12 protein-coding genes and 1 tRNA gene are annotated in these 15392 nt (G+C 33.4%); 3 read left to right on the forward strand and 10 right to left on the reverse strand.

From position 1 onward, the window contains the following. Positions 1 to 22 precede the first annotated feature (22 nt). Positions 23 to 706, reverse strand: a complete 684-nt coding sequence (locus AW14_RS03690) for a hypothetical protein (protein WP_044637594.1) — start codon at positions 704 to 706, stop codon at positions 23 to 25. 71 nt (positions 707 to 777) lie between these two features. Between AW14_RS03690 and AW14_RS03695 the strand changes: the two genes are divergently transcribed. Then, positions 778 to 1698, forward strand: a complete 921-nt coding sequence (locus tag AW14_RS03695) for an SPFH domain-containing protein (RefSeq protein ID WP_044637595.1) — start codon at positions 778 to 780, stop codon at positions 1696 to 1698. Positions 1699 to 1709: 11 nt separating this feature from the next. On the opposite strand, the gene AW14_RS03700 is transcribed toward AW14_RS03695, so the two are convergent. The 7 genes from AW14_RS03700 to AW14_RS03730 all read right to left on the reverse strand — a co-directional run bounded on the left by AW14_RS03700 (position 1710) and on the right by AW14_RS03730 (position 8908). Next, entirely contained in the window at positions 1710 to 2300 is a 591-nt protein-coding gene (locus tag AW14_RS03700) for an MCP four helix bundle domain-containing protein (protein ID WP_044637596.1), read from the reverse strand. Between the two features lie 83 nt (positions 2301 to 2383). Further along, a complete protein-coding gene (locus AW14_RS03705; RefSeq protein WP_044637597.1) occupies positions 2384 to 2689 on the reverse strand; it encodes a hypothetical protein in 306 nt (101 codons plus the stop codon). Between the two features lie 102 nt (positions 2690 to 2791). Further along, positions 2792 to 3424, reverse strand: a complete 633-nt coding sequence (locus tag AW14_RS03710) for a response regulator (RefSeq protein ID WP_044637598.1) — start codon at positions 3422 to 3424, stop codon at positions 2792 to 2794. Beyond that, the gene (locus tag AW14_RS03715) at positions 3417 to 5075 is read right to left on the reverse strand and encodes a sensor histidine kinase (protein ID WP_044637599.1); all 1659 of its coding nucleotides are present in this window, start codon (positions 5073 to 5075) and stop codon (positions 3417 to 3419) included. The genes AW14_RS03710 and AW14_RS03715 overlap by 8 nt, the downstream gene beginning before the upstream one ends. A 41-nt stretch (positions 5076 to 5116) precedes the next feature. Continuing rightward, positions 5117 to 6274, reverse strand: coding sequence for a hypothetical protein (locus tag AW14_RS03720; protein WP_044637600.1), 1158 nt, complete (start codon positions 6272 to 6274; stop codon positions 5117 to 5119). Positions 6275 to 6340: 66 nt separating this feature from the next. After that, complete coding sequence (locus AW14_RS03725) at positions 6341 to 6820, reverse strand: DUF1761 domain-containing protein (RefSeq protein WP_044637601.1); 480 nt, start codon at positions 6818 to 6820, stop codon at positions 6341 to 6343. Positions 6821 to 6907: 87 nt separating this feature from the next. Continuing rightward, the gene (locus tag AW14_RS03730; RefSeq protein ID WP_044637602.1) at positions 6908 to 8908 is read right to left on the reverse strand and encodes a glutamine--tRNA ligase/YqeY domain fusion protein; all 2001 of its coding nucleotides are present in this window, start codon (positions 8906 to 8908) and stop codon (positions 6908 to 6910) included. Between the two features lie 254 nt (positions 8909 to 9162). Between AW14_RS03730 and folB the strand changes: the two genes are divergently transcribed. Beyond that, positions 9163 to 9525, forward strand: coding sequence for a dihydroneopterin aldolase (folB, locus tag AW14_RS03735; protein WP_044637603.1), 363 nt, complete (start codon positions 9163 to 9165; stop codon positions 9523 to 9525). Positions 9526 to 9575: 50 nt separating this feature from the next. Continuing rightward, positions 9576 to 9646 (forward strand) — tRNA-Cys (locus tag AW14_RS03740). 32 nt (positions 9647 to 9678) lie between these two features. On the opposite strand, the gene AW14_RS03745 is transcribed toward AW14_RS03740, so the two are convergent. Both AW14_RS03745 and AW14_RS03750 read right to left on the reverse strand, forming a co-directional pair. After that, the gene (locus tag AW14_RS03745; RefSeq protein ID WP_044637604.1) at positions 9679 to 10359 is read right to left on the reverse strand and encodes a LysE family translocator; all 681 of its coding nucleotides are present in this window, start codon (positions 10357 to 10359) and stop codon (positions 9679 to 9681) included. Between the two features lie 140 nt (positions 10360 to 10499). Further along, on the reverse strand, positions 10500 to 15263 hold the full coding sequence (locus AW14_RS03750) for a glycosyl hydrolase (RefSeq protein WP_044637605.1): 4764 nt from the start codon (positions 15261 to 15263) through the stop codon (positions 10500 to 10502). Between the last annotated feature and the right edge of the window lie 129 nt (positions 15264 to 15392).

The raw sequence follows: 15392 nt of genomic DNA on the forward strand, positions 1-15392 counted from the left end.
AAAAGAGGATGCCTTTTTTATTTTAAAACGAAATCATAGCGCCTAAAACCAACATATTTTGGTTGCCTTTAAAGCTAGAATTTCCGCCTGATGCATCTAAATTCTGGGTGTTTAATTTTTTAAACATATTTGTAAAACCATAAATGTACTGGGCTCTTAACTTAATAAAATCGAAGCCCACGGTAGCACCTACAAGTCCGTTAATATTAAATTGTGAAATGCTACTAATATCTGAAGCTATCAAATTATCGTAATTATTAATAAAATAATTCTCAAAGTCTTTATCCTTTAATTCCAACTTACTATTGTATTGCAGCATGGGGCCTAAATCAAGGGTAAAATAAGGACTTCCAACCTTTATATGCCCTAACAACCCTATTTGAGCAGCAAAAAGTTTATAATCGATAAACGTTTCACTTGCAATTAAAGCCGTTTCTCTAGCCGAAATTCCTATAGAACTTTCCGATAGTTGCATACCAAAACTTATGTTGTACCAACGGTGAGGAATATCGACGGTTGCAGACATACTTCCTAAAAAGCCACTACCTTTTGATGTAATAAAATTATCTGTTTTAATATCGAATTTTGTAATACCACCAAAAACTCCAATACCATTGGTTATGTGATAGTTGCCTCGTTGGGCAAAACTTTTTGTAACAAAACAGGTTAAAATAGCTACTAATAGGAAAGAATATTTAAATTTCATGGTTTCGATTGAATTTAGTCAAATATAGCATAAATTTATATTCTCAATTTCTAACTTTTAAATAACACATTATGGCATTTTTTATTCCTATTTTATTTTTAGCATTAGTAACCTTAGCACTATCGTTTTACACGGTAAAACAGCAAACAGCTGCTATTATCGAGCGCTTTGGTAAGTTTCAAAGTATTCAACAATCGGGATTACGATTAAAAATTCCGTTTGTAGATAAAATTGCAGGACGTTTAAGTTTAAAAATTCAGCAATTAGATGTTATTATTGAAACCAAAACGTTAGACGATGTATTTGTTCGCATCAAAGTATCGGTTCAATACCGCGTTTTAAGTCAAAAAGTATACGATGCCTTCTATAAATTAGATTATCCACACGAGCAAATTACAAGTTATGTGTTTGATGTGGTACGCGCTGAAGTTCCTAAAATGAAACTTGACGATGTATTCGTTAAAAAAGATGATATCGCATTGGCTGTAAAAGCCGAATTAAACGATGCTATGTTAGATTACGGTTTTGATATTATAAAAACACTGGTAACCGATATCGATCCAGATGCGCAAGTTAAGGCAGCGATGAACCGAATTAATGCCGCCGATAGAGAAAAAACAGCCGCACAATACGAAGGGGATGCTGCACGTATTTTAATTGTTGAAAAAGCAAAAGCTGAAGCTGAAAGCAAGCGTTTACAAGGACAAGGTATTGCCGATCAGCGTCGTGAAATTGCTCGTGGTTTAGAAGAATCTGTCGATGTTTTAAATCGTGTTGGTATAAACAGCCAAGAAGCCTCTGCTTTAATAGTAGTAACACAACATTACGATACGTTACAAGCCATTGGTAGTGAAACTAACAGTAATTTAATTTTATTACCTAACTCGCCACAAGCAGGAAGCAATATGTTGAACGATATGGTTGCAAGTTTTACTGCAAGTAACCAAATTGGTGAGGCCATGAAAAACAGTAAAAAGAAAAAAGAAGAGTAGAAATACCTTGATTAATTTGGCTTGTACATTACAATTATTTGAATAACAATTGCCAAAACAACTAACAGACAGATTTCAATTTGAGTAAATAATTCTACTGTGGTAGTAGCTTTTTTACCAATTGACATCTGTCTTCTACCTTCATTAATTTTAATTTTAGACAAGTCATCGAGATTGTTATTTATAGTTTTTATTAGTTCTACTTGATGCTCATTATTTTTAAAATTCGACAAGACATAGTTAATTTCTTGTGTTTCGAGTAATTTAAAATTATTCTTTAAATACTTGAAAGTTGTGCTTTCTTCAGGCGTAAACTTTGTTTGTTCATACTGTAAAATTAAATCTTGAATGTGGCTGTTAATTTCATCATTTTCATGATTAAAAAACACCGTGTCTGATAGTTTAATGGCGACTTCCTTTTTATTAACCAATCTAGATAGTTTGAATACCAAATCACTTGCAATAAGCCTATCTTCATAAATTGAAACCACAGAATCTTTGACTCTTATAAAATTGTTTCTATCAATTAAATTTGTGGCTAATATTAAAATAAACACCATCAAAATTCCTAAAATCCACTTAATTTTATTGTATAGTTTCATTTGTTTAAATTGTATTCATGTAAAAAAAGCTGTTAGCAAACAATAAGCTAACAGCTTTATAAATAGCTTCAACTAACTAAAATCTAATTATTTTTTTTTCGCCAAGGTTTGTAGTTTTTATATGCAGGCCCTCTTAATTTCGATCTTTCAGAACCAAAAGTTATGGCTGTATATTTTACTTTAGAGTCATCTTGCCAAGGCTTATAGTTTTTATATTCATAACTCGTTAAATTAGATTTTTGTGATGTTGTGTAAACTAAACTAACTTCGTTTTTATGTAACCAAGGCTTATAGTTTTTATATGCAGGACCTTTAAAATCGCTGCGTTTTTGAGCAAATACACTTGAGGAAATAAAAACTACTAATACTGCTAAGATTAAATTTTTCATTGCGTTATGTTTTTAATTTTATCAAAATTAACCACATAACCTAGCTTCTAGAACTAGGAGAAATCACTTAATCTATATCCGTATTTATACGGATGTATCTATTTAAATAAGTTTAAGTTTCGTTGCTTTTTTTATAAGTTCTGCCGTGTTTTTTACGTCTAACTTTTTTAAAATGTTAGCTCTGTGAGTTTCAATGGTTCTTTTACTCACGAATAATTTGGAAGCAATTTCTTTGTTAGTTAAGCCCACAGAAATTAACTCTAAAACTTCCGATTCTTTTTTGGAAAGTATGTTCTGGCTGATGGTTTGCTCAGACATATAGTTTATCATCTTTTCAGAAATTTTTGGACTAAAATACTTTTTACCTTTATGTACAATGCGCACCACTTTTATAAGTTCGTCTTGATCTGTATTTTTAAGCAAGTAACTATAAGCCCCATTTTTAGCACATTTAGCTATATAAATACCATCATCGTGCATGGATATTATTACAGGCTTAATTTTTGAATTTAAACTCTTTATTTGGTCTAAAACTTCAAACCCATCCATTTTAGGCATGGTTATATCAAGAAGCGCAATATCAATATGTTCGTTGTTATTTATTACATCTAAAAATTCTTCACCATTAGCAACACAATCAACAACATGAATATCATCGTGTTTTAATAATAACTCTTTTAAGCCATTTCGAAATAGCTCATGATCGTCTGCGATAATTATATTTATTTTATTCATTAACTATGGGTAATTCAATTTCAAAAATGGTGCTTCCTGGTGTTGAGTTTATTTTAATCTCGCCATTACAAATCTCTACACGCTCTGTAATATTAATAATTCCAGAACCCAATTTTATGTTTTTAATGTCAAAACCACAACCATCATCAAAATAAAACAGCGATATAAAATCATCAAACTCAGAAAGTGATATTCTTATAGTTTTAGAACGCGCGTGTTTTAGTGTATTGTTTATTAATTCTTGGCTAATTCTAAAAATATTAATTTCTTGGTTTTTAGTGATTTTACTATTGGTTGGTTTGGTAAGGTCTTCAAAATCAATGGTAATTCCAGAAGTTTTATTTATACTTACAACATAGTTCGTTAAAGCAGCTCCTATGCCAAAATCATCTAAAATGGAAGGCATTAAATCATTAGACATTAAACGTATTTCTGAAATAGTATTGTCTACAATTGTTTTCATTTCGGCACGTTGTTCTGTATTATCAACTTTATTTTCAATATAAAATTTTAACGAAGTTAATAAAGGGCCTATGCCATCGTGAAGTTCTCTAGAAAGTCGTCGTCTTTCGTTCTCTAAACCATCAACTAATTGGCGCTTGGTGTTAATACGATTCTTATTTTCGTTATTTCTAAATTCAATTAGTTTATCCCTCATTTTCACGAGGCTTTTTCCTAAGGAATCGTTATTACTTTTAGGAATATACGTAGTGTTTAAATTCATTTTTCCTATTTCATTAGAAAATTTAACAGCCCCTTGAAGCGATTTTTTCAAATTAGCAAGCGCCTCAAACATCTCTTTAATTTCATTTGAATTTAAAACAAATTCATTGGTTTGATTGTAATTGCCATCGGCCATAATTTTTAAACTTTTCTTCATGTTAATAATAGGGTTTGCTATTATTCTTGTTAGAAATAAGGATAAAACTATAGCCAAAAATGTAATTATTAATAGTAATCCTAAAAGTCTCTTTTTTAGATTTTCTAGCGGCACTATAACCTCGCTTTTATCCATTTCAGAGAGTATAACTAACTTAAGTTTAGAAATACCTATTGGACTGTATACACCATAAACGTCGATACCTCTGTAATCTTTGTAAACACCTCTACCCTCTTGACCAGAAAATGCATTTATAGTACCTTCAGATTTTACCAAAATATCAAACGGTAATTTTTCTGGTAAAAAGCGCGATTGAGACCTCATATGATAATCTTCGCCTACCAGGTAAGATTCACCAGTATTACCCATACCTGTTCTTTCCAGTAGAATATTTTTAATTTTATTATAATCTAAAATTTTAATTTTTAGTTGGTTACCATCAAACGCAACTAAACCAATAGAGGTTATTTTTTGTTTATGATAGGTTGTTAAATCGTAAACTCCAGAAATATGAATATTGTTTTCTATATCGATTAAATGAAAAGCATCTGCAGGAAAATCTGAAAAAGGCGCTTTTAAAAATTGGTGCCATTCAGCTTCAATTAAATTTTCTAATTGAACCTTTTTTAGGGTTTTTATAGAATTTAATTGCAATAAAATTCTATCCTCTAATACATTTGAAAACTGATTATAAAAAGTGATTGAAAGCACTACAATTACTAAAAAAATTAAGCTATTTATTATGATTAATATTAGGGCTCTTAAACTCATTTTTAGTAATTATAAATTATGCTGTAAATTTAAATATAAAACTAAATTTTAAAAGGATGCCGTTCTTCCCAATCTTGTTTTGGATTCATTAGTTTAAAAAGTTGTTTTAAAATAGCATTTAAAATACCGTTGGTGTGTTTAATGTAAACACTCATTGGTTTTGGCTTTGCCCCTACCGAACTTTTTATTTCCATGGCCGTACGTGCATAAACAATGTTGGCAAACTTATTTTCTATTCCAAATTGAAGCATATCATAGAGCATATTTAAATACAACTGGTTTGGATATTGGTGCGCCTCATCGTAACCTAAGAAATAGGTTTCTAACTGATTATTATTTAAAATTAGGGTATAAAAACCAACCAATTCATTATCTAAAAAATAACCAAAAACCTTATACTGATCACCCAGCGCTAACTTTAAATTATAAAAATGATTTTTAGGCAAAATAAAGGTGTTAAACGCTGCATTATTAGACACGTTAAGGTAGAGGTTGTAAAGGGTATTTTCGTGCTCTAAAACAGCCTCTAAAAGCAACTCTTTAGAAATAATATTTCCTAGCTTTTTTCGGGCGCGTTTATAACGTAATTTATACTTTTTATTTAAGCTTAAAAAATAGTCGTTAAACGAGAGCCAATAAGGATTTACAGCAAGTACCATATTGGGTTGAACAGAAATTTTTTGAAGTTTTTTAAAATGGAAGAATTTTTTTTCTAAATGAATAAAATCATCCTGAAAATAATCTTTAAAAATAACGGCCCGAATGGTCTTTTTATCTGAAGATTTAATATCTTTTTTTAAAGCCATTAAAGCCTCATAAACCAGGTTTAAAAATGTGTCAAAATCTATTTTATTTTGATTAAAATAAATTCCATGCTGACCCGTATGCATCAAATTTCCAACAACCAGAATATTGCCTTTTATAATTTTTGAAACCGAATCTTTTAAAAAATCTTTAAAACAGGACACTTTAGAAATTCGAAACATATCTTTTAAGTACAATTGAACCCGTTGCACAATGGCGATGCCCAATAGCGTTTCATCTTCAAAAATTGCTATGTAATAAAATTGAATGTTCTTGGGTGATGCTTGTTCTAAAGCTATTAAGTACTTTTTTTGAAGAAAAATATCATGTGCTGTAAGACCATCCCAAAGTTTTGGAAGTCTATTTACCGTTTTATAAATCTTAAAGGTTTTCAATAAAAACTAAAAAAGACCGAAGTTACATGCTTCAGTCTTTCAAATATTAAAAAAATTACAAAATATTTACTTCCATCCACAAATAATAGCGCCCATAATGCCTAATGTTAGTATCCAGTATCCACTATTTATAAAAATATACTTCGCGCTTTTACGCTCAAATAAAGCATTTATGCCAATAATAGGTAGCGCTAAAAAAATACCCGAAATAACCCCATGAAAAGTACCATGTTTAAATGTTCTAAAAGCCATTCCGTAATCTTTAAGAAAGGCATCGTAAGAAGGTAATGCGCCTAAATCGCCTTGAGTTAAACTGTAAGCACCCATTTGATGAATTACCAGAGATGGTAATATAAAAGCCAGCATAAACGATAAAATAAAGGTTACCACAAAAATTTTAATCATATTACCGCCTTTTAAACTTTCGGTAGTTAAACCCGATGCGTGCATCCAGGCATTTCCAAATGTTTTAGGGTTATACCATAAAAACCCTATAAATATTGGCACTATTGCAGCAACCAATATGGCTAAAAAATTAAATTCCATAAATTTATTTTAGTTGGTTAATAAAATAAATGTACAAAAAAACCGCTAAGGTTATATTAGCGGTTTTTTTATATAACTAATTAGCATTTAATTACTTGCCTCGGCAACCAATAAAGCATCACTATCTGCTTGGGCCTTGGCTATAAAATCGGTAATCGCTTCATTTTTTTCCAAACCGTTTTCTAATAAAACGTTTAAAGCAATCATAACAGCTATACGGGTTCCTACCTTTTTAGTAGCGGTGTTAAACAAGGGTTGTAACTCATCATAACTTACATTTTTAGCTAAATCTTGAATGTCTTTTTTAGCCTTTTGCTGTTTAGCTTCAGGTAAGTTTGTATATTTTTTACCTAATTGTTGAATAACATCAATCGCTTTTCGTTGTGGTTGCCCGGTATTTTGTTTTTGTTGCGCAGGTTGGTTTTGAGGCTGGTTCGAGGGTTTTTGTTTCGCCCAAGTATCTCTTAAACCAACGGTTTTATTAAATATTAATTGATTAGGTGTAGAATCGTTATCTACATTAAAATATCCCAAGCGCTGAAACTGAAAACGCTCTCCTACTTGAGCTTCTTGTAAACTTGGCTCAACGAAAGCTTCAATTATTTTAAGAGCATCTGGATTAATAAATTCCATAAAATCTTTGTCTTCATGGCTATCTGGAGCTTCATCAACAAACAAACGATCGTATTCTCTAACCTCAGCTTTAATTGCGTGTTTAATAGATACCCAATGCAAGGTACCTTTTACTTTTTTAGAGGTATCTTCAGAATAGGTACAATGAATTTCAATAACCTGCCCTTCTGCATCTTTAACAACACTATTTGCCTGAATAATATAGGCATTTTTAAGACGAACTTCGCCACCAAGCTTCAATCTAAAAAACTTACTGCCTGCTTCTTCTTTAAAATCTTCTTTTTCAATGTATAACTCGCGAGAAAAAGGCACTTTTCTAAATCCAGCGCTTTCATCTTCCTGATTATTTTCGGCATCAAGCCACTCCTCTTTTCCTTCAGGATAATTGGTAATAACTAATTTTACAGGATCTAAAACAGCCATAACTCGGGGTGCTGTTTTATTTAAATCTTCACGAATACAAAACTCTAAAAGCGAAACATCAATCACATTGTCGCGTTTGGCCACACCAACGGTTTCTACAAATTTTCTAATAGCTGCTGGCGTATATCCGCGACGACGCAAACCCGAAATGGTTGGCATCCGCGGGTCGTCCCAGCCTGCTACCACCTTATCTTCTACCAATTTTAAAAGTTTACGCTTACTCATAATGGTATAGCTTAAGTTTAAGCGCGCAAACTCACGTTGTTTTGGTCTAATAAGGTTTGGGTCTACAACTTGGTCTAAAAACCAATCGTAAAGCTCTCTGTGAGGCTTAAACTCTAAAGAACATAACGAATGTGAAATTTGTTCTATATAATCGCTTTCGCCATGTGTCCAGTCGTACATTGGGTAAATACACCAATCGTTACCTGTTCTGTGGTGGTGCTTCTTTAAAATACGATACATAATAGGGTCACGCATTAACATATTAGGATGTTGCATATCTATTTTAGCACGTAAAATATGGTCGCCTTCATTAAATTCGCCCGCCTTCATCCGTTCGAACAAATCTAAATTTTCTTCAATAGATCGATTTCTAAAAGGCCCATCTACACCTGGTTGTGTGGGTGTTCCTTTTTGTTCGGCCATAGCTTCGCTAGATTGAGAATCTACATAGGCTTTGCCTTCTTTTATAAAAAGAACGGCCCAGTCGTATAATTGCTGAAAATAATCTGAAGAAAATAATTCTTTATCCCAAGTATAACCTAACCAAGAAACGTCTTCTTTAATAGCATCTACATATTCCTGCTCTTCTTTTGCAGGGTTTGTATCATCAAAACGAAGGTTAACCGGGGCATTATATTTTCCACCTAAACCAAAACTAATACCAATGGCCTTTGTATGCCCAATGTGTAAATAACCATTAGGCTCTGGCGGAAACCTGAATCTTAGGTTTTCTCTTGGCATTCCATTGGCCAAATCATTTTCTATAATTTGCTCTAAAAAGTTGAGCGATTTTTTCTCTTCAGACATATTTAAAATTTATTTCAACTAAATACGTGTCAAAATTACGTAAATTCAAGTTATTATAAAGCACGTAAACTAAAGAAGCGTAACTATTTTTAATAATGGCGAACTTATAAATTAAAACATATAAATTCTACCTTCTTACAATGAAAAATAGTAAGTACATTTGTTTTAAAATGTACCAAAACAGCTTAAAAAGTGAATAACATACAACAACAAAAGGTACATTGTTTTAAAATTTTTGATTTATCTACAAATTCATGGGAATTATAAAAGTTGAAAACATACGCGTATTTGCTTACCATGGTTGCTTAAAAGAAGAAACCAAAATAGGAAGCGATTATCGCGTAGATTTAGAAGTGAAAGCCGATTTACAAACCTCGGCACAAACCGACAAACTAAGTGATACAGTAGATTATGTGTTTTTAAACCGAATTATTAAAGAAGAAATGGCTCAGGCTTCTTATTTGTTAGAAACGGTTGCAAAACGCATTTTAAATAGAATTTTTACCGAAGATGCTATGGTTAAAAAGGCTACGGTTTGGGTAAGCAAATTAAACCCGCCCATAGGTGGCGATGTTGAAAAAGTGACCATAAAAATGACAGAAAAGCGTAAAAAGTAATTTTAACTATTGTTAAGTGTTATTTTTTTTTACATTTGCACCACAAATTTGGCGTCATGGCCGAGTGGCTAGGCAGAGGTCTGCAAAACCTTCTACAGCGGTTCGAATCCGCTTGACGCCTCTAAAAGCTTTCAGTTTATTCTGGAAGCTTTTTTAGTTTATAGGGCTTATTTGTTCGAGTTTCTCTTTTAAAAGTTCTTTTTCTTTAGGAAAAAACCCTTGAATTAAAAGTAATACACCAAAACCCAATATCACTAAAGAGATAATTTTTTTGGTTTTAAAAATGCGTCGGGGTGTTAGCTTGTTTTTTAGCTTTTTAGCAACAACAATTTTAATTAAATCGACTAAAAAATAAACAATTAAAATGGTACTTAAAAACACGACTACGCCATTTTCTGAAGTCGTTAAAGAATTGGCTAACACAATAAAAGCAACCCAACCCAGCAACACACCTATATTAATAAAGTTTAGTAAAAATCCTTTTAAAAAGAGTTTACCATAGCCTTTTTTAATTTCTACTTTATGATATTCTTTTACAATAGACCTAAAAGATTTCGATGCCTTTACAAAAGAAATAATACCGTAAACAACTAATAATACTCCACCAAAAATTAAAAAATTTGGGTCGTCTTTTATTTTATCTAAAAGTTTATTGGTACTAAAAAAGGCCACAAGAATAAAAAAAATATCGGCAATCATGACGCCGCAATCAAATATTAAGGCGCTTTTAAAACCTTTTGTAGCACTAGTTTCAAGAAGTACAAAAAAAACTGGACCAATTGTAAAAGCTAGAATTATTCCAAAAGGAATTGCAGATAAAATGTCGTCAAACATAACTTCTATGAGGAATTTAATACAAAGTAAAGAAATATTTTAAACTTTAAAGATTTATACCCTATGCAATGCTACAAAAAAAGAGTATGATAAAAATACCATACTCTTTAAAAGCATTTGAATTAGTCCTTTTTATGAATTTATCTTTTTACAAGTTTTATGGTATCTATACCTGCTTCGGTTTTAACTTTTGCAAAGTATAGTCCCGATTTTAAAGACTTTGCTTCAACACTTACTTTATCAGTATCAGGATTTATTGAAAGCACTCTTTTTCCTAAAACATCAAATACTTCAATGGTTTGTATGTTAATGTTTTTTGTTTTAAATGTCCAATTTGTTTCTGTAGGATTCGGATACACCGTAAAATCATCTTTCCAAAGCGTATCATCGGTGCTTAAAGCACATGCATCGCCAACGACATACGAGAAATATTTTGTAACCGCTAGTCCACTAGGAAAAGCAAACTTACAAGCATAACTTATAGTCGCTCCTGGTGTTTGTCCGGTAATGGTCGCTTTAAAAATCTTCCCAGAGGTATTCGTCATTGGTGTTTCGCCAAAAGGTGTTTGTTTCCATAAATAAGCGTTAATTCCTGTTTTATCGTCTAGTAATTCAAATGTAAAGGTTACATCTGTGCCAGAGGTGCTAAAACTATAGTTATAGCCTACTGAAAAAGAACCCTGTTGTGCATCTGATGACGTCCCTGAGCAATTAGAATTTGAACTTGAAAGTGTTGTAGTATTAATGGTAATAGGATTGTTAGCGGCCATATTTCCTGCTAAATCCCTTGCCGAAACACTAAATGTGTAGTCCGTATTTGGTGTTAAAGCAGCGATAACAAATGATTTTTGAGTTCCAGATATTCCTGTTGTAGAGGTATTATTTGAGCCATAAGTAACTTCATAAATAACAGATCCTGAATCGTCTGTTGCATTTAAAAGTAACTCCACAGAAGTCCCTGTAACAGCACCCAAGGTTGCGGTAAAACTAGCAGGTGCCTGTACATCGCCCGAACCGCTACAATCTGTATCTACCACATAACTTAAGTATTTTGTAGCAGATAATCCGCCAGCATAAGCAAATTTACAGGCATAATTGATTGTTGTTCCTGCTGTTAATCCACTTAAGGTTTTGGTAAAGATGTTTCCAGAAACCTGATCCATTGAAGACTCGGCAAAAGGCGTTTGTTGCCATAAATAAGCAACCACCCCAGTTTTATCGGTATCTAATAATTCGAAGGTTACAATCACATTGGTTCCTATGGTTTCAAACGTACTTTTATAGCCTATTGAAAACGAACCTTGTTGCGCTTCAGATGATGTTTCAGTACAGACCTTTGTTTGCTGTACTATTATATTCACAATGGGAGAGGTACTTGTAGCGCCATCGTTATCGGTTGCTTTTGTTGTGAGTTCATGATTTCCAAGACTCGCGCCGCTCCATAAATAAGAAAACGGTGCCGTAGTATCTTCGCCAATTTTAGTAGCGCCATCAAAAAACTCAACTAAAGAGACCGTTCCGTCTAAATCGCTTGCCGACGCCATTATTAAAATATCTGTATTTTGTTTGAACGATGCATCGTTAGTAGGCGACGTAATATTGGTTACCGGATTGGTATTTCCCGTAGCCGAAACAATCACCAATACCGTACTTGATGATTCGTGCGAGCCATCACTTACCGTAAGTTTACACTTATAAATACCTTCTTCTAAATTTGAAATGGTTGGTTGTACTGCTGTATTATCTGAAAAACTTATTACAGACGGACCATAAATTTGTTCCCAAGTATAATTTAGTGTTGGGGTATCTGCATCAGTACTTAAAGAGCCATCTAAACTGCCCGTTGTTTCTGGTAATACCACAACCACATTGCTTCCGGCGTTAGCAACCGGCGGATTATATGCTAACGGACTATTATACGTAAATGTTAACTTTCCTAAATTAAATTCACCATTCGTAAAAAATAGTCTTAAAACCTGAATACCTTCGTTTAGCTCGATATTACTGGCCGTTGCCGTTGCCCAAGTTGTCCAATTCGACGTGCTTGTTGCGGTTACAGAAATATCCGGACTAATTGTATTGCCTTCAACTTCAAAATGAAATGGACCGCCACCATTAGAATTTCCAGATGCATATCTAAATAACACATCGTAATTCCCAGCTGTTTGCACATCAATGGTATATTCTACCCATTCACCAGCCGATATCCAACCAACAATATTTCCTTCGTTGGTATCCGTGGTTGCATCAACATATTGGTCTGTTCTAAAATCGCCTTCGTTATTCTGAGAAACATCTACGTAGGATATATTTTGACCAATGCCACCTTCAAACGTATCATAATTTCCTGGTTCTATAATGCCTGGAATTTCAATAGGTGTTCCCGAATAAGGCACTTGCTCACCTACCTGAATTGTTACAATATTAGTAACGTTAAACTGACTGCTTTCAAAAACTTTAGCATACATACCATGTTTTCCTAAGGCCAAGTTAGTCGCTTTAAATTGGTAAGGCGCTGTAGTATCTTCACCTAACAACGTGGTACCATCATAAAATTCTACTTTAGTAACACCAGAATCTACTGTGGTAACAATAAGGTTTACACTGCCGTTTGGAAATGCTTGATTAAAATCTGAAGCCATCGTACCAGACACATTGGCATCTTTACTTGTTGCCATGTGATTAGCTGGAACGTCTAACGTATACCCATCTGAAAAAGTTACTGTAATAGGCGAATTTGAATAATTATGTGCCACATACGTCATATCTCCATTATTATTAAAAGCAGCCGCAATAGGATAATTGGCAGTTAATGTTGCTTCTAAAGTTCCCAAAGCATTCATAGCATGTAACCAATGATAGGTTTGTGCATCAGAAATTCCAAATTTTAAAATTCTATCTGGATATGCATCATACATATCTATTGCCGCTTGTGGATCAATAAAAGATAAATATTTCCAAAAGGTATCATGCCATAAATTAGGGTTGGTGCTAGATGTACTCTGAATTTCAGTGTAAGTTTTTAATTCATCCCATATTTTCTGAACGTAGGCTTTATTCTGCCCTAAATAGAGAGAACCACCATGTATAGGGTATAACTCAATACCATAAGATGCCGTAATATCGCCTGTCCAAAATGTTCCATTGTCATAAGAATTTCCCCAAACTCTAGACACTAAACTGTATTGTTGTGATGGCTGAAAGTTACGTTCATTCATATCAAACCAATACTCTTCAACAGCGGTTTGTTCGGTGGTATACAAATAAATTCCTAAATCGCGAATGGCATCGTTTCCTGTAATGGTTCCCCAATGAATTAACGAAGAATTAAACTGCATACTTTCTGAGGTTGATTCTTGGTCGTTTCCTTGCGGAAAACTTGCAAAACCATTCGCCCAACAATGACCAGCATACGGACTAAAATTTCTTAAAAACGGAAATAGTGCATCGTTTCTGTTGTCTGAAGCCGCGTCTCTAACCAATAAATTTATCATATCTCCCCATTGTGCTGACCAACCTGGTTCAAACTGTTCCATAAAGGCTGCTGCATGAATAAAATAACCCCAATGAAAATGGTGATCGTTTATATTACTATCCTGACCATGACCAGCAGGATATCCTAACATAGCAGACCAAGCACTGTTATAATAAAACAAGAAGGCTACTTCACCTGATTGATAGGTTAACCAATCTTCTAAACGCTCTTTAACCGTTGCAATCATTTTATCTCTGGCAACAATATTACCTATTTGATCTGCAATTCTTGCGGTTTGAATCAATCGGTTCATCACTTGCCCTTCATTGTAAGAATCTGTCCAAGTTGATAACCCATCATTTTCAATTTGTGAAATTTTAGCATCTAATTTAGAAGGATCAAATCCTGCGCTATAATTTGCCAAATAAGGCATGGTAGGCAAAATTCCTTTAAAGGTGTTTTCTACACTAAAGGTATTCCCATCCATAGTTTTTATTTCACCTCTTATTCCTGAATAGCTATATTTGTCTGGTGCAGGAGAACCTAGTGCTAAATTAGCCCATTGGTGCGGTAGCAACCCCAATAATACATTGGTCTCAGTGCCTTCTTTAGCTTGAGTTGAAACGGTAAATGTGGTTAATACTTTTGAGGTGCTTTCATCGTAATTCCAAGCAGTTGTTGTATTTGTTGGAAACACGTAAGCATATTTTTTATATTCATTAGCTACAGCTGCTAGGTTACTTGTGCTTTGAGGTAACATGGCCATAGACCAATACGTTTTATTATTTAGAGTGGATGAATAAGTAGACCCGTTTTGAGTCCAGGTGCTTCCTGTTGGTGCATAAAAAACAAAGTCTGCAACACCGCTGGCATTTTCAATAATTAATAATTCTGAAGACATGGTTGCTGTTCCACCATTAACTTTTATTTCTAAAATATCATCGCTGTCTTTTTCAAAGTATAAAAAAGGCATACCAATACCTGAAGTTGCACTTAAACTATGTGACGCATCACTCCAATTCATGGTAACCGTCCAGTCTGAATAATCTGAAACGGTTGTTTTTGTAGTATTCAATCCAGATAGCCCTACTTGAATAGGTGCAGAATCTCCAATAACCCCAAAAGGAATATAAGTGACAACCAAGCCCGTGTTGGTCGTTTTCATGGTCATAGGATAATTAAATAAATTATCCGCGTGATTTTCTTTTACGAGTTTAGACCACCAATCGTTTGTAGGAACCGGTTTTCCAACTGCTGCTCCACTTAATTGTGGTGTACCTGACGGAAACGAGTTTCTACCAGCACTATCGGCTCCGGGATAGGTTGTGGTATAACTTCCACTGCCTGCAGGAACTTGTGCATTTATGTTTAATGTTAAGCTAATAAAAGCTATTACTAAAAGTGTTTTTAAATTTAATTTTCTCCTCATAGCAGGAATTATAGTTGAGTTTTTACTGAATAAAAAGATTTAATTCTTAGTGTTTTAGGGTATAAAAAAAGCAGTGGCTTGTTTGCGTTAAACAAGCCACTCCTTAAAGTTCTAATAAGATATTACTGA

The organism is Siansivirga zeaxanthinifaciens CC-SAMT-1, from assembly GCF_000941055.1.
Classification (GTDB): Bacteria; Bacteroidota; Bacteroidia; order Flavobacteriales; family Flavobacteriaceae; genus Siansivirga; species Siansivirga zeaxanthinifaciens.

Coding starts and splice junctions, on each gene's coding strand:
- AW14_RS03690 (WP_044637594.1), bottom strand. CDS start 706: ATGAAATTTAAATATTCTTTCCTATTAGTAGCTATTTTAACCTGTTTT.
- AW14_RS03695 (WP_044637595.1), top strand. CDS start 778: ATGGCATTTTTTATTCCTATTTTATTTTTAGCATTAGTAACCTTAGCA.
- AW14_RS03700 (WP_044637596.1), bottom strand. CDS start 2,300: ATGAAACTATACAATAAAATTAAGTGGATTTTAGGAATTTTGATGGTG.
- AW14_RS03705 (WP_044637597.1), bottom strand. CDS start 2,689: ATGAAAAATTTAATCTTAGCAGTATTAGTAGTTTTTATTTCCTCAAGT.
- AW14_RS03710 (WP_044637598.1), bottom strand. CDS start 3,424: ATGAATAAAATAAATATAATTATCGCAGACGATCATGAGCTATTTCGA.
- AW14_RS03715 (WP_044637599.1), bottom strand. CDS start 5,075: ATGAGTTTAAGAGCCCTAATATTAATCATAATAAATAGCTTAATTTTT.
- AW14_RS03725 (WP_044637601.1), bottom strand. CDS start 6,820: ATGGAATTTAATTTTTTAGCCATATTGGTTGCTGCAATAGTGCCAATA.
- AW14_RS03730 (WP_044637602.1), bottom strand. CDS start 8,908: ATGTCTGAAGAGAAAAAATCGCTCAACTTTTTAGAGCAAATTATAGAA.
- folB (WP_044637603.1), top strand. CDS start 9,163: ATGGGAATTATAAAAGTTGAAAACATACGCGTATTTGCTTACCATGGT.
- AW14_RS03745 (WP_044637604.1), bottom strand. CDS start 10,359: ATGTTTGACGACATTTTATCTGCAATTCCTTTTGGAATAATTCTAGCT.
- AW14_RS03750 (WP_044637605.1), bottom strand. CDS start 15,263: ATGAGGAGAAAATTAAATTTAAAAACACTTTTAGTAATAGCTTTTATT.